This is a genomic window from Finegoldia magna ATCC 53516, from assembly GCF_000159695.1.
Taxonomy (GTDB): Bacteria; Bacillota; Clostridia; order Tissierellales; family Peptoniphilaceae; genus Finegoldia; species Finegoldia magna_F.
On record NZ_CM000955.1, the window covers coordinates 1,278,658 to 1,294,781 of the forward strand.

The 16,124-nt window shown below is 32.7% G+C and carries 15 protein-coding genes; 13 read left to right on the forward strand and 2 right to left on the reverse strand.

Annotated features, from left to right (window positions below; translation table 11 throughout):
• Positions 1–115: 115 nt before the first annotated feature.
• From HMPREF0391_RS05980 to HMPREF0391_RS06035, 12 genes are all read left to right on the forward strand, one after another.
• Positions 116–739: a CPBP family intramembrane glutamic endopeptidase gene (locus HMPREF0391_RS05980; RefSeq protein ID WP_002836044.1), complete on the forward strand. Its 624-nt coding sequence runs from the start codon at positions 116–118 to the stop codon at positions 737–739.
• A gap of 8 nt (positions 740–747) precedes the next feature.
• Positions 748–1,191: a hypothetical protein gene (locus tag HMPREF0391_RS05985; RefSeq protein ID WP_002836045.1), complete on the forward strand. Its 444-nt coding sequence runs from the start codon at positions 748–750 to the stop codon at positions 1,189–1,191.
• Entirely contained in the window at positions 1,184–2,383 is a 1,200-nt protein-coding gene (locus HMPREF0391_RS05990; protein ID WP_002836047.1) for a radical SAM/SPASM domain-containing protein, read from the forward strand. Before HMPREF0391_RS05985 ends, HMPREF0391_RS05990 begins: the two co-directional genes overlap by 8 nt.
• A gap of 4 nt (positions 2,384–2,387) precedes the next feature.
• The gene (locus HMPREF0391_RS05995; protein WP_002836050.1) at positions 2,388–2,762 is read left to right on the forward strand and encodes a hypothetical protein; all 375 of its coding nucleotides are present in this window, start codon (positions 2,388–2,390) and stop codon (positions 2,760–2,762) included.
• 408 nt (positions 2,763–3,170) lie between these two features.
• Positions 3,171–4,853, forward strand: coding sequence for an ABC transporter ATP-binding protein (locus HMPREF0391_RS06000; RefSeq protein ID WP_035109427.1), 1,683 nt, complete (start codon positions 3,171–3,173; stop codon positions 4,851–4,853).
• On the forward strand, positions 4,831–5,715 hold the full coding sequence (locus HMPREF0391_RS06005) for an ABC transporter ATP-binding protein (RefSeq protein WP_002836053.1): 885 nt from the start codon (positions 4,831–4,833) through the stop codon (positions 5,713–5,715). Before HMPREF0391_RS06000 ends, HMPREF0391_RS06005 begins: the two co-directional genes overlap by 23 nt.
• Positions 5,699–6,448: an ABC transporter permease gene (locus HMPREF0391_RS06010; protein ID WP_002836055.1), complete on the forward strand. Its 750-nt coding sequence runs from the start codon at positions 5,699–5,701 to the stop codon at positions 6,446–6,448. Before HMPREF0391_RS06005 ends, HMPREF0391_RS06010 begins: the two co-directional genes overlap by 17 nt.
• A gap of 539 nt (positions 6,449–6,987) precedes the next feature.
• Positions 6,988–7,893: an AEC family transporter gene (locus HMPREF0391_RS06015; RefSeq protein WP_268890120.1), complete on the forward strand. Its 906-nt coding sequence runs from the start codon at positions 6,988–6,990 to the stop codon at positions 7,891–7,893.
• Between the two features lie 107 nt (positions 7,894–8,000).
• Entirely contained in the window at positions 8,001–8,471 is a 471-nt protein-coding gene (locus HMPREF0391_RS06020) for a PTS sugar transporter subunit IIA (protein ID WP_002836059.1), read from the forward strand.
• On the forward strand, positions 8,464–8,739 hold the full coding sequence (locus HMPREF0391_RS06025) for a PTS sugar transporter subunit IIB (RefSeq protein ID WP_035109432.1): 276 nt from the start codon (positions 8,464–8,466) through the stop codon (positions 8,737–8,739). Before HMPREF0391_RS06020 ends, HMPREF0391_RS06025 begins: the two co-directional genes overlap by 8 nt.
• 28 nt (positions 8,740–8,767) lie before the next feature.
• Positions 8,768–10,126, forward strand: coding sequence for a PTS ascorbate transporter subunit IIC (locus tag HMPREF0391_RS06030; RefSeq protein WP_002836063.1), 1,359 nt, complete (start codon positions 8,768–8,770; stop codon positions 10,124–10,126).
• Between the two features lie 33 nt (positions 10,127–10,159).
• Complete coding sequence (locus tag HMPREF0391_RS06035) at positions 10,160–10,870, forward strand: transaldolase (RefSeq protein ID WP_002836065.1); 711 nt, start codon at positions 10,160–10,162, stop codon at positions 10,868–10,870.
• Positions 10,871–11,534: 664 nt separating this feature from the next.
• Here the strand turns inward: HMPREF0391_RS06035 and HMPREF0391_RS06040 are convergent.
• A complete protein-coding gene (locus HMPREF0391_RS06040) occupies positions 11,535–11,870 on the reverse strand; it encodes a type II toxin-antitoxin system RelE/ParE family toxin (RefSeq protein ID WP_002836067.1) in 336 nt (111 codons plus the stop codon).
• Positions 11,867–12,175 carry a type II toxin-antitoxin system RelB/DinJ family antitoxin gene (locus HMPREF0391_RS06045; protein ID WP_002836068.1) on the reverse strand — a complete coding sequence of 103 codons (309 nt, stop codon included), beginning with the start codon at positions 12,173–12,175 and terminating at the stop codon, positions 11,867–11,869. Before HMPREF0391_RS06045 ends, HMPREF0391_RS06040 begins: the two co-directional genes overlap by 4 nt.
• 802 nt (positions 12,176–12,977) lie before the next feature.
• On the opposite strand from HMPREF0391_RS06045, the gene secA reads away from it, so the two are divergent.
• Positions 12,978–15,707, forward strand: coding sequence for a preprotein translocase subunit SecA (gene secA / locus HMPREF0391_RS06050; protein WP_002836070.1), 2,730 nt, complete (start codon positions 12,978–12,980; stop codon positions 15,705–15,707).
• Positions 15,708–16,124 lie beyond the last annotated feature (417 nt).

A 16,124-nucleotide genomic window follows, 5' to 3' on the forward strand; every position in this document is an offset into this window, starting at 1 on the left:
AAAAACTAATTTTTGATGCTCGTTTTTTAATACAACTTTTTAGGCTATTTAATACATTTTGAAAATCCAATTAAAAATCCATTGTATAATCAATTTGAAAGTAGAGGTGAGGTGTATGGAGATAAAAAAACGTAGAAATTATGATTTTAGTTTTTTAAATGTAAATGAGAAAAATCCTTTAGTAATAGCGATGTCGTTGGTAGTCATCAATTTGTTATCACTGTTAACGCTTATAATTCTTTTATCGTATGTAAAAGTATCTAATCCGTTTTTAATGTTGACAGTACCAACTGTGATTTCATTTATTACACTTCCAAAATTATTATTAAAATGTCTCAATATTGAAGATAATTTGGATGTATTCAGATATTTAAAAACTTCAAGTGTAATTTTTATATCTTTTGTAGCCGTCTATCTTTTAATATTTAGATCGAAACTTGATATGACATTTGTGGGGTTTTGGATAGTACATTATCTAATTGTTGCCACAGGCGAGGAGTACATATACAGGCATCTTTTAATTAGTCTGTTATCTAAAAAAATGAGTATCATTATTTCTTGTATTATATCAAGTATTGTTTTCGCATTTATCCTTCATAATAACGAAGATTTTGTAACAAACTTAGTAATCAGACTACCTTTGGCGCTTGTATTATCGGGAATTTATGTCAAAACAAAAAGTTTAAGTTTACCTATTGTCATACACGCAATCTACAATTTATTAGTAATGATTGTTTAGGAGGGTTTATGAAAAAAAATATTGTAGCTTTAGTAATATCTTTAGTAGCGTTGAGCTTTCTGATAGTAAAGGTATCAACTACTGTAAATTCATTAAATGTTGTGACGTTTTTAGTTTTTGGTGCTATTTTACCGGCGTTGGTTTCATCAATAATGGGCTGTTCACTTATAAATATTTTAAAAATTCAAAAAGATAAAATAAGAATAATAGGCTCTGGAATTTTTGCCCTTATATATTCAGTTTGTTATTTTATTTTTATAAAATTGATCAATTTGGATTTTACAGCTATAGCTAGAAATTCTCAGAATTTATCTAACAATTCTTCAATACAAATTAACTCTGTAAGCAGTCAGTCGGTACTGACAACGGGTTTGATTAATTTCTTCTTGGTATTTTCTTTAATAGTAATATTTTCAAAAATAAAAGAAAAAGCAGGTGAAAGATATGTATAAAAATCCTAATGTTAAAACAGAAAAATTTAACGGAGCAAACCTTCTGATTAATACAGCAAACTCAGCTGTATTAGGGCTTGACGATAAAACTTATGAAGAATATCTGGAAATTTTACAAGATAAAAATGTCAATGAGGATTTGTATGAGTTTTTAGTAGAAAATGAATTCATTAAAAAAGTTAATGAGTTTACAAAAGGTGTCAATGTTAAAAATGCTTACATACACATAACAGACAGATGTAATTTGAAGTGTAAGGGATGTTATTCAGAAGATGAGAGATGTGATAAGAAAGAGCTATCATTTAATGAGTTAACAAAAGTGGTTGGTAATTTAAAGCCTTTAAATCTAGAAAATATAATTATATCTGGCGGAGAGCCAATGATACGAAAAGATTTGGATAAAATACTAGAACTTATCAAAACAGAACTAAAACCAGATAATTTAATTGTAATAACTAATGGTACTGTACATAATTTTGATATGTTAGAAAACATTGCACCATACGTTGATGTTCTTTCGGTGTCTTTGGATACTTACAGCTCAGATTGTAAAGCGTTCCTAAGAGAAGACAAAATTTTTGATAGAATAATGGAATTTATAGACAGGGCAAAAGAATTAGACATTACTTTATCCATACTGCCAACTATTAATCACAAAAACGTGGATTACATTAATGAGTACACGAAGCTTTCGAAAAAACTAGGCACAAATATAAGTTTTAGTTTATTTACAGTAAAACCGGATGCTGAAAACAGAGAATTTGTTTTGACTACAGATGATCTCAAAAAGATCGTCGACTACTATAGAGTTAACGAAATAGAAGTGGAAGATGTTCCTCTTAAAGATTGCCTTGAAGGAAAATGCAATTGTGGTACAGGAGAACAACTGATTTCTGTAGGTACTGATGGATCCTTGTATCCTTGTCATATGCTAATGGAGGATGAATTCAAAATGGGAAATTTGTTGGAAAAAGACGTGATGAGTTTGCTTGTACATAATGCCAAAAGAAAATACAAAGTAGAAGTAGACGATATGGATGGCTGCAAAGAATGTGAGTTCAAATATTTATGTGGTGGTGGATGTCGAGCAAGAGCTTACTTGTATACTGACAAAATAACGAGTAAGGATCCGTTCTGCCCAATGTACTATGGGTTTTTTGATGAAGTTATGAATAATTTAATAGCAGGATAGATTAATGGACAAATATATTGCTTCTTCAATAGAAGAAATTTGTAATGAAAATAAAAATATAATGACAAGATTTAATGCGAAAAATTTGTTTAAACACAATGGGGAGTTTGTTTTGTCAGATAAATACATAGAGTTTAAAGGGTATAAAACAATAAAATTTGATGAAATTGAAGATATATCCTTGGGAAATGATGATGTGGTATCTTCGGTGAATTTTGCCACTCAAAATAGGATGGTTTTTGGGAAATCAGCCAGACCAATAAGACTATTACTGAAAAATGAAGAGATAATATATTTTTATGTGAACTGGAATATATTAACAGGACTTAGCTCCAACAAAAAAATTTATGACATTTTAAATGATCATATAAAAAATTAAAGCTGGATTTTTCTAGAGAATCCAAAGGTTGAAGGAGGTGACAGATATGTTATTCAAATTTTTGAAGAAAAACAACGCAGGTTGTGCATCAGTAGGAATGGTAGTTTGTGGATCTATTGGATATTCAGGAAAAAAATGGTCAGCATAATTGATCTGATTATTTTGAAAAACAACAAAACGGTAAACAAAAGAATTAATTATTAGAGTTATCATAAGGAGATAAAAATGTTATTTAAATTTTTGAAGAAAAACAACGCAGGTTGTGCATCAGTAGGAATGGTAGTTTGTGGTTCTATCGGATACTCAGGAAAAAAATGGTCAGCGTAATAATACTTAACTAATATTAAAAGATTCATATTTAAATTTGGTGTCTGATTAAAGATGCCAAATTTTTATATGGAGGTGTATATGAAAAAATATCTTAACTCACAAAAATTAAGGATATTGTATATTGTAATACTTTCTATAGTGACAAGCTTATGTAGTATTTTTATCGTGAGAAACATCCAAAAGATTGTGGATAGCATGATAAACAGAGACTCTCTGACATTTAAACAAAGTATTTGGTTTTTGGTAATATCATTTATCATAAACTTCATATTAACTTATTTGTTGGTTATATCCAACGCAAATTTGAAAAAGAATATACATAAATCAATAAAAAGAGATATCATAAAAAGCTTTTTTAAAATGGAACATAAAGATTTCATGAAAACTTCTTCTTCTCAAAAGATAAACGTATTTGAAACTGATTTGAATATAATAGACAATCAATATTTCGAAAACATACTAAACCTTTTGAAAAATAGCTTATTGATATGCTTTTGTTTGGTTTATTTGATGAAATTAAACATAAAAATGGCATTTATTATGATTTTTTGTTCATTTGTAATATTATTATTGCCAGTTTTTCTGGGTAAAAACATAGATGAATTAAGCGCGAAGTATTCAAAAAATAAAGATAAATTTCTGGAAAAGATTAAAGATGTTTTTGAATCAATGGATTTAATACATACTTATGGAATTGAATCAAAAATTCTAAAACAATTTGATACGTCTTTGGAAGAATTAGAAAGGTCATTATACTTATTCAACACTAGCTTAGGACTTTATTCACAGATAATTGGTCTAGGCAACTACATCATAATAGCCATCTCATTTTCTCTTGGAGGATATTTTGTAATAAATGGGAAATTAACAGTAGGTGGCCTTATTGCGATAACACAAATCATAAATATGATGCTGGGTCCGATAGGAGAATCTACAACAGCAATTATGGAAATTAAAGGAGCCAGTAAAATAAAGGATAAAATAACAAATTTACTATCCTACACAAAGACAAATGACTTTTATATTACAGAAAATGCCTTTGACTCTATAAAACTAGATAATGTGTGCTATAAAAATGATGATTCTGAGTTTTCGTTGAATAATATAAATCTCAAAATTGAGAAAAATAAAAAATATGTAATACTTGGTCATAGCGGTAGTGGTAAATCGACATTGCTAAAAATTTTGGCAAATATTTTATCAAATACTTCTGGGAATCTGTACCTAAATGAAAGTGAATACTCAATTCATAAGAACATATCGCAGATGATTTCTTTTGTATCCCAAGAAACATTTATATTCAACGATACATTGATAAACAACATTACCTTATACAACGAGTATTCTGATGAAGAAATAAATAAAGCAATAGAATTCTCCTTACTCGAGAATTTAAAGGATAGAAAGATACAACAGAATTCAAACTTAAAGGATACTTTGTCAGGTGGCGAAAGGAAGAAAATTGGACTTGCAAGAGCGATTCTTAACGATACAGATGTAATTCTATTAGATGAATTGAACTCGTCTCTTGATTCTACTAGTTCAAAAATTTTAGAGGATAGGATTTTTGATTTGGAAGACAAAACCATCGTCATGGTTACTCACAAGATTAATTATCATAATTTAGTTAAAGCAGATGAAATAATCTGCATGGATGATGGAGAGATTGTAGAAAACGGAAACTTGGAAGAATTATTGGAAAAGAAGGGCTATTTTTATAGGAATTTTGGAGAATTATATGGAAAATATTTTAGAGATTAATAATTTAAGGAAGTCTTACAAAGATGTGTTGATTTTAGATGATGTGAATTTTACTCTTAAACCTAAAGAGATTGTGGGTTTAGTAGGGGCAAATGGAACAGGAAAAACAACTTTGATGAAGACGATATTGGGATTTATTTTTAAAGATAGTGGCGAGGTAAAATTTTTAAACGATCAATCTTATAGCAATAAACATGAATTAATGAGTAAGATAGGATTTTTGGTCGACACAAGACTTTATGAGAATTTAACAGCAGAGGAAAATATTCAAATTCAAATTCTTTACAGAAATTTGAAAAACGAAAAAGAAACCTGGGATAGAGCCAACTATTTATTAGAACTTGTGGGGCTAAAAGGTGTCAAGAAAAAGGTGTCTGATTATTCGTTTGGGATGAAACAAAGACTAAGTCTAACTTTGGCGCTACTTGGAGATGTGAAGTTACTTATATTAGATGAGCCCTTTGTGGGACTTGATCCGAATGGTATAAATGGAGTTAAGAAATTTATTAAGGAGATTGTCGAAAAAGAAGAGATTGCACTTCTGATTTCTTCGCATCAAATGAAGGAAATAGACGAGTTGTGTGATAGGTTTTTATTCTTAGAAAACAAAAAAATAAGAAATCACAACTTAAACAAAGAAAAAATGTATGTAATAGAAATTTCAAACAAAACACCAAACTTAGAAATAAATGATAAGAATATTGTCTTAAAAGAAAACAAAATACTTGTAAGTGATAAAAATCAACTAAACAAAACCTTTAAGTTATTGGCGGACAAAAATATTGAGATAAAGGACATTTTAATTGAATCAGATTCTATAAACAAGTTATTTGATGGGGTGGAAAATGAAAAAAATAGTTAAAGCAGAATTATTAAAGCTTAAAAAGAGTAGGGCTTTCTTGTTGATTTTATTATTGAATCTTGTTTCGATATTGTATGGAGCTGGTGTTAAATTTGGATGGAGTTTTGTGGCTTTTAAAGGTCAATTTGACATATGCAGATACGTATTTTCAATATGGCAATTGTATTTCATACTGGGAGTTCCAATGATAATTTTGATGTATGCTGGATCGAAAATTTTAGGAGATGAAATTCAAAAAGGTCAAATCATTCTGGAAGTAGCTCCTGTAGCAGACAGAAAAAAACTTATCTGCGGGAAATTTATATCCATGATTTGCATGACTCTTTTTTATTTCATCACGAATATAGCATTCAATGTTTTAGCTTATTTAATTTTTGTGAAGGGGACAAATTATGCTGTAAGTGGAAATTTGTTTACTAAAGATAACTTCGAGATTTTAGTTCAGATATTGTTTGGGTTTTTAGAAGTTTATTTTATGGTAATCTCGGCGATGTTAGTTTCCATCGATAAAGGAGCAATAGTCGGAACATTAAGTTCGATGGGGTTATATGTTGTTACATCGCTATTAACCAGAGCGAAAACAATAGACAAATTTATCATAGGATATTTTAATTTAAAATCAGATAATATCATAAATCCAGAAACTATAATCATTCAATTAGTCGTATTCGCAGTATGTATAAGTTTAATAATTTATGTTTCTGTTCGAAAATTTAGACAGAAAGATTTATAGTAAATAATTAACAACAAAGTAGTCCATTGCATTAAATTTTATTTAAAGATTTATGCGATGGATTTTTTGATGAGTGATGTTGTTTTTTTGATTGGAGCTGGGGTGTGTAGTAAGAGGTGACTTCAGAAAACAAAAGCAGAAAACTAATCTTTGCAAGAAATTTGATATTACAAAACAAAAAACATCGTAAAGGAGCGAATCATTCGAAAAAAATTGTTTTAAATTCAATCGAAGAAATCTGTCCAAAATTTGACCGCGTAAGCGAAGCGCGCTTCAAATTTTAGGATTTCGAGATTAGAATTTATCAATTTTTGTAGACAGATGAGCGATTTACGAGTTTTTGTAGTTTTCTTCGTTCGTAGTCTAGATGTTCGTGCAAACTGGTTTTCTGCGTTGTGAAGCAATCTTCGATAATGAATCACTCGTTTCGCACATCAAAGCCTCAAATTAATACTAGAAAAATTTCACAATGATGGTATAATTAAATAATTGGGTATAAGGAGTGGATTTTTATTTTTTTAGTTACGTTGCAGCAGATTTTGATTATGTTTGTGTTCATGGCTATGGGATATATTTTTGCAAGAACTGGGTTTTTCAGCAGAGAAACCATTCGTGAAATGACAGGTTTTGTAATGTATGTTGTGGGATCAAGTGTTATTATCAACGCGTTTAATAGACCCGTTACGCCAGTGCTATTGAACAATTTTGGTATGACTGCCTTCGCTGCGGTGGTTTTGATGGGTTCATCTATTTTGATTTCTCATTTTTTGTTCAAATTCGATAGATTTTCTAAAAACGAAAATTTAAGTACGTACAAGTTTGCATCTGTGTATAGCAATTGTGGTTTCATGGGGATTCCTTTGATTGAAGCATTGCTTGGAGCTGATGGAACTTTTTTCGCTATTCCTTACTTGGCGGTGTTCAATATTTTGTTGTGGAGTCACGGGATTGGTTTGTACGAAATGACTGGAAACGGGAAAATTCAATGGAATAAGGTTGTGAAAAATCCTTGTATTATTTCGTCTGTTTTAGGATTTGTTTTGTTTTTCTTCGGGGTTATTTATAAAATGCCGAATGTTGTGACAAAACCTGTTTTTTATTTGGCTAGTATGAATACTCCTCTTAGTATGATAATTATCGGTGCAAATTTCGTGAGTATTACAGAGCCTTTTCACAAAGACAAAATGGCGTGGGAAGTTTCTTTTATCAGAAATATTTTGTTTCCTTTGATTTATATCGCAATTTTGTTAATTATTCCGATGAATACAGATTCAAAGATTGCAACGTTGGCGATGGCATCAGCTCCGATTGCAGGAGTGAGTGTGCTTTTCTGTTTAATGTTTAATAAATCTACGGATTTTCCATCAAGGGCTTTGTGTTTGTCGACGATATTTTCGGTGGTGACTTTGCCGGTAATAATTTTGATTGGTAGTTTAATCCTTTAAATTGGCAAATTTTTTTGAAACGCATATATAATCTAATGTAAATATATGGTAAAATAAGGTTAACAATACTTTTGTTAACCAATATTTTTTTGTAAAGAGGTGATAGTTTGAGCGATTTAATAAAAAAAGAATTAATACGAATTGAAGATCGTGCAAATGATTGGAAGGATGCAATAAGAATTGCAGCAAAAAGTTTGTTGGACAATGGTTACATTAACGAACAATATGTAGAAGACATGATAAAAAGCGTTGAGGATGCGGGCCCATACATTGTGCTTGCTCCGAACATTGCGGTTCCTCATGCACGACCAAACGGCAATGTAGCCAAAATGGCGATTAGTTTGACAAAATTAAATGAGCCTGTGAATTTTAGAAACGAAGAAGAGGATGAGGACAACTGGGTAAGAATTTTGTTCTGTTTGGCAGCGGTGGATTCTTCATCACACATTGTGGCACTTCAACAATTGGCAGTGCTTTTGGATTCAGACGAAATTACAGATGAGCTTATTGGCGCAAAATCTGAAGACGAAATGTTGGATATTATTAACGAAAAATTAGAGGAGGGAAATGATGATTAATATTGTTACTGTATGTGGAAACGGAATTGGAAGTAGTCTTCTTTTGAAAATGAAAGTGGAAGCTATTTGCAAGGATATGGGAATTGAAGCTAACGTAGAATCTTGTGATTCTAACGCAGCTGTAGGAAAAGGCGCTGACCTTTTTGTAACTGTTAAGGAATTTAAGTCAATTTTTTCAGATGATCAAAAAGTAGCCATAGTAAAAAGCTACACTAACAGAAAGAAAATCGAAGAAGATTTGGTTCCTGTTTTAGAAGAATTCAAATAAATTGATTTAAAAAATTAAGGAGGAATTTATGGGATTTTTAAATGTTTTAAAAGACATTCTATCTGAGCCTGCGTTTTTGATGGGTCTTATCGCAATGGTAGGTCTTATCGCACTTAAAAAACCAGCTCACAAGGTAATGACTGGTACATTGGGTCCTATTTTGGGATATTTAATGTTGGCTGCAGGTGCTAATGTCATCACGACTAACTTGGATCCATTGAGTCAAATGATTCAACACGGATTCAACATCACAGGTGTTGTTCCTAATAACGAAGCCATCACATCTGTTGCGCAAAAAGTTTTGGGCGTAGAAACAATGTCAATTTTGTTAGTAGGACTTATTTTTAACTTATTAATAGCAAGATTTACAAGATACAAATACATTTTCTTAACTGGTCACCACAGCTTCTTCATGGCTTGTCTATTGTCAGCAACTTTAGGTGCAATCGGATTTAAGGGCGTGGCTTTGGTATTGGCTGGTGGATTTATATTGGGAGCTTGGAGTTCAATTTCTCCAGCAATCGGACAAAAATACACTTTGAAAGCTACTGACGGAGACGAAATCGCACTTGGTCACTTCGGATCATTGGGATATTATTTGTCAGCTTTTATCGGTTCATTAGTTGGAAAAGATTCCAAATCAACTGAAGATATCGAAATTCCAGAAAAATGGGGTTTCTTGAGAAATACTACAATTTCAACAGCGTTGACAATGATTGTGTTCTATTTAATCGCAAGTATCAAAGCTGGTCCTGATTTTGTCGGCAAACTGTCTAACGGACAAAACCCATATTTGTTTGCAATCATCTCTGCGTTAAACTTCGCAGTTGGTGTAGCAATCGTATATGCAGGTGTTAGAATGATTTTAGCAGATTTGATTCCTGCATTCGAAGGAATTGCTACAAAACTTATTCCTAACTCTGTTCCTGCAGTTGACTGTGCAGTATTCTTCCCATACGCACCAACAGCAGTTATTTTGGGATTTGCATGTAGTTTTGTAGGCGGATTAATCGGTATGTTTATTTTGGGAGCTATCGGTGGAGTATTAATTATTCCAGGACTTGTTCCTCACTTCTTCTGCGGTGCAACTGCTGGTATTTACGGTAATGCAACTGGTGGTAGAAGAGGAGCTATGGTGGGTTCATTCATCAACGGATTATTCTTGGCATTCTTACCAGCATTCTTACTTCCAGTTTTAGGACAATTAGGATTTAACAATACAACATTCGGGGATTTTGACTTCGGAGTTTTGGGAATTTTATTAGGAAAAATCGGAAATGCTATGGGTAATGTCGGAGTGTATATCATTATCGCAGTTTTATTAGTAGCGTTAATCGCTCCATCAATAATTACAAAGAAAGATACTGCAATTAACAACGAACAATAATTCACATTTTACTACACGAAAAGAGAGGTTGAAATGGAGAAAATTAATACAAAAATTTATTCAGACGGTGCAGTCTTAGAAGATATGTTAGAATCATTGGCATCAAAAAAAGTAACTGGATTTACAACTAATCCATCTTTGATGAAAAAAGCTGGAATCACAGATTACGTTGAATTTGCCAAGAAAGTTTTAGAAGAAATCACAGGATATCCAGTATCATTTGAAGTATTTGCAGATGATTTGGAAACTATGGAAAAAGAAGCAGACAAAATCTCTTCATTAGGAGACAATGTTTACGTCAAAATTCCTGTGACTACAAGTAATGGAACATCAACTGCTCCACTATTGAAAAAACTTAGCTCAAAAGGAATTAAACTTAACGTAACAGCAATCTTCACAGTGGATCAAGTAAGAGAAGTCGTAGACAACTTGACAGAAGGAGTGCCTAGCATCGTTTCAGTATTTGCTGGAAGAATTGCAGACACTGGAGTTGATCCAATGCCAATCATGAAAGAATCCTTGGAAATTTGCAAAACTAAAAAAGGTTGTGAATTGTTGTGGGCATCTCCAAGAGAAGTGTTCAACATTTACCAAGCAAATGAATTGGGAGTAGACATCATCACATGTACTCCTGCAATCATCAAGAAACTTTCATTGATGGGAAAAGATTTAAACGAATATTCACTAGACACAGTGAAAACATTCTGCAAAGACTCAAAAGAATTAGGATTTTCAATCCTTTAATAAATACAAGAGCTCATAAAAGTGGGCTCTTTTTTCGTGAAATAATTGAAAAACCATGATGCAAAGGATAAAGAGAAAAACCATCATGCACGAATATCTAGACTACGCGCAACAATCGCGCACGAATATCTTGGTGAAAATTTAATAATCTTATTCAGACACAACACAGATCAAGCATTTTGCACGAATATCTAGACTACAAAAATAAATAAATTCTAAGCTTGTGAACCTAAAATTGTGAACTCGTGCTACGCACTCAGACAGCACAATTTTTTAACGGTTCACTTCACTTGAATTTATGATTATTTTCTCCGTATGATATTCTTAGCAAAAAGGCTTGACTGTTTACATAAATTGAGGATATTCAGCTGGATTGTTTGATTAAACGGACACAAGGATGATTGCAGAGTGAATTTTAGCAAACTAAATTATACAGTCTTTGGTGACAAGTTAAAAGGCTAAGAGCAGAGATGCTCTTAGCCTTTTTAATTTAATTAATTATATAATGACATCTTTCAATTGGTCTGACGTATCTTTTATGGTACGGGAATATGTGTATAAAAAAAGGACAGTTAAGAATGAAACAAGAAATTTTGAAAAGATTATAAACAGCAGTTAATGCAATTTCTAATCATTACATCAACCTCATAAATTCCAATTTGCTCTACTTATCGTATTTTGTGTATTTGTTAAGTTGAACATCAATATCACGACCTAAATACATCACTCGCATGATTGAAACTGTTGTATCATCATTATCTACAATATATAGAATGCAATAATTATCTACCGGAACAATATGAAGTCCACGACTTTTCCACGGTTCGCTATCATAAAAACGATGGCGCTCTGGCATATCGTGAAGACTCATAATACACTTTTCAATTCTGTCCAGTTGACCATTGGCATTCTCAGGTGACTGCAATTCGTAGGCAATATATTCATATATATTACGAATATCATTATCAGCTTGGTCAGTAATTTTGATTTCATAAATCATAGGTTGTAATCCTTACGGATGTCTGCAAAAACTGCGCTTGCTTCTCTTGTTCTTCCTGCTTTGATATCCGCATATCCTTTCTCAAGCTCTTCGTTCAGTTCTGTTTCTGATAAAAAGGACATATCTACAGGACGAGAAGATGGCAATTTCACTTCAAAAGGAAGTCCTCTCTGAAGAATTATCTGTTTATAAAACATATTAATAGCACTGGATGCAGGAATACCAAGTGCAGATAAAATACTTTCTGCCTTTTCTTTTACCTCTGGTTCAATACGAGCATAAAGATTTGCTGATTTTGCTGCCATATAAAGCACCACCTTTCTGAAATTTTTATAATATTATTATATCAAAATGTGCGTACAACAGCAATACAAATAACATATATTCTAGTTTAATCATCTTATTCGCAAGAAATCACAGATCAAGCATTTTGCACGAATATCTAGGCTACGGCAACAATCGCGCACGAATATCTTGGTGAAAATTTAATAATCTTATTCGCTCAGCCTCACTGCGAAAATCTTCTATGTAGGCAAACGAAATGAAGATTTTCTTGTTCGAAGCGTCGCTCATAAGAAACATTAAATTTTCTATGATGATATTCAGCTTGATTGTTTGCTTAAAGGTTTCGCAGGATTTAGAAATGCAGGACAAATGTAGATTACAACCTTCGCAAGAAATCACAGATCAAGCATTTTGCACGAATATCTAGACTACAAAAATAAATAAATTCTAAGCTTGTGAACCTAAAATCGTGAACTCGTGCTACGCACTCAGGCAGCACAATTTTTTAACGGTTCACTTCACTTGAATTTATACATATTTTTTCCGTATGATATTCTTAGCAAAAAGGCTTGACTGTTTGCATAAATTCAAATTATTCTTATTTTCGATCGTTTGCTTGAGTTTTTTTTCGATGATTGCAGAGTGTATTTTAACTTAAACGGGGAAAGAGGAAGGACTTGCACCTAAAATTATATGCTCTGTAATTTATTGGAAAATTTTATAAGTGATTTCCTTTAAATGTTGATGTTTTTGTTGTAAATGATATGTTTTAATGTTAAAATAAAAGGTAGTATTTATAGATATTAAAGTAAGGAGATTTATATGGGAGTATTTGAATCTATTTTTGGCTCAGCTAATAAAAAAGAGCTAAAGAAAATAGAACCAATTATTAAAAAAATTGAATCATATGATAAGTCTATGCAACAATTATCAGATGATGAATTAAAGCATAAAACTGTTGAATTCAAGGAAAGATTAAAAAACGGAGAAACTTTGGATGATATTTTGCCAGAAGCGTTTGCTGTAGTTAGAGAAGCCAGCTACAGAGTTTTGGGTATGAAACAATATCGTGTGCAATTAATCGGTGGTGTTGTATTACACCAAGGTAGAATTGCAGAAATGAAAACTGGTGAAGGTAAGACTTTGGTTGCAACTTTACCTGCATATTTGAATGCGCTTAGTGGTAAGGGCGTTCACGTGGTTACTGTCAATGATTATCTTGCAAAGAGAGATAAGGAATGGATGGGAAAAGTTCACGAATTTTTAGGATTAACTGTAGGCGTTATCGTTTATGGTTTGGACAATGATGAAAGACGTGAAAACTACGCTTGTGACATTACTTACGGTACTAATAACCAATACGGTTTCGACTATTTGCGTGACAACATGGTTATTTACAAAAAAGACAAGGTTCAAAGAGGCCTTAACTTTGCAATCGTGGACGAAGTTGACTCTATCTTAATAGATGAAGCTAGAACTCCACTTATTATTTCTGGTCAAGGCGACGAATCCACAGATATGTACATGAGAGCAAATATGTTTGCTAATGGTTTGACTGGACGTATTATGGATCCAGAAGAAGACAAGCCAGATATTTTCGATCGTGAATTCAAGGATGAAACTGTTGATTTCTTGGTTGACGAAAAGAGAAAAACTGCCAGTCTTACAGAAATTGGTACTAAAAAAGCCGAAGAATATTTTGGCGTGGAAAACTTGTCTGACCCTAATAACATGGAATTAGCTCACCACATTAACCAAGCTTTGAAGGCTAACAATACAATGAAACGTGATATTGATTACGTAGTAAAAGATGACGAAATCCTTATCGTTGATGAATTTACTGGTCGTATCATGGAAGGTAGAAGATATTCTGATGGTCTTCACCAAGCTATAGAAGCAAAAGAAGGTGTTGAAGTTAAGAGCGAATCTAAAACTTTGGCAACAGTTACATTCCAAAACTACTTCAGAATGTACAACAAATTAAGTGGTATGACTGGTACTGCCAAGACTGAAGAAGCAGAATTCAATGAAATTTACAAGATGGACGTTGTTGAAATCCCTACTAACAAACCAGTAGCCAGAGTTGACGAACAAGACAGAGTATACATCAACGAAAACGCTAAGTTCAACGCAATCGTTGAAGAAATAAAAGAAATTCATAAGACTGGACAACCAATTCTAGTTGGTACTATTTCAATTGAAGTTTCAGAAAAGTTGTCCAAATTGTTGAAGAAAAATGGAATCAAACACGACGTATTGAACGCTAAGCAACACGAACGTGAAGCAGAAATTGTAGCACAAGCAGGTATGTTTGACAAAGTTACTATCGCAACAAACATGGCAGGTCGTGGTACCGACATTCTTTTAGGTGGTAACCCAGATTTCTTAGCAAAACACGATATGAAAAAACAAGGTTACGGCGAATACGTAATCGAAAGTTTGGATTCATTCTTGCCAAGTACAGACGAAGAATTAGTTGCAGCAAGAAATGTATACAACGAATTATACAAAAAATACAAGAAAATGACTGACGAAGATAAGAAGAAAGTTCTTGAAGTCGGAGGATTATATATAATTGGTACTGAACGTCACGAATCACGTCGTATCGACAACCAATTGCGTGGTCGTTCTGGCCGTCAAGGAGACCCTGGTAAATCAAGATTCTTCGTATCATTAGGAGACAACTTAATGAGATTGTTCGGTGGAGAAACTATCCAAAAATACGCTGAATCTGGCAAATTCCCAGAAGACGAACCAATGGAATTCAGAACAATCACTAAAGCAATCGAAAGAGCGCAAACAAAAGTTGAATCTAATAACTTTGGTATCAGAAAGAACGTATTGAAATACGACGACGTTATGAATGCACAACGTAAAGTAATTTATACTGAAAGAGATAAAGTACTTGACGGAGAAGACATGCACGAATCTATCGTGGCTATGATTAAGGACATCATTGCTAATGCAATTGACACATATTGCCAAGATCCAAAATCAGAAAATTGGGAAATGGAAGCGTTGATGACATATCTTAACACATTCATTCCAGAAGGAACATTGGATCTTACAAGACTTAACAGCTACAACAAGAAAACTTTCACAGATTATGTAACACAAAAAGCATTGGAAGTTTATGGAGAAAAAGAAGAAGCCATCGGCAAAGAAAAATTCAGAGAAATCGAACGTGTAATTCTTCTTATGGTTGTAGATAGAAAATGGATGGATCACATTGATGCGATGGATCAATTGCGTCAAGGTATCGGTCTAAGAGCGTTCGGTCAACAAGACCCAGTAAGAGCTTACAACAATGAAGGTTTCGAAATGTTTGAAGATATGAACCACTCTATAAAAGAAGACACAGTTAGAGGAATGTTCAACGTTCAACCAGTTGAAGAAATCGAAAGAAAACAAGTTGCTCACGAAACATCAGCAACAGGTGGAGAAGAAGAAATTAACAAACCAGTAGTTAAAGGTAAGAAGATCGGTAGAAACGATCCATGTCCATGCGGAAGTGGTAAGAAATACAAAAACTGCTGTGGTAAAAATAGATAAAAATAAATAGTGGATAAGGGCGAAGTAAATTAGCCAGGGTGAAATGTTTGTTTGTGAATATTAAACATCAAACATTTATAGCTTAGGATATCATACGGAAAAAATTGTGTTAATTTCAAATTGAAGAACACCGTTAAAAAATCGGACCGCCCGAGCGAAAGCGAGGCTTGCGATTTTAGGTGTTCGAAATTATGAAATTGCCAATTTTTGTAGTCAGATATCCGTGCTATAAAGTTTGATGTTAACAGTTGAACAACTTAGCATAAGAATAAATACTTCTTAGAATGCGAAAAGGTAGATATCCGTGCTATAAAGTTTGGTGTCATTTATCAAACTTTTCAAACACCACCACTATTATAATAACAAATACAAACACAAAGGAGGAGAAATCCTCCTTTTTTGTTCAAAAAATATATG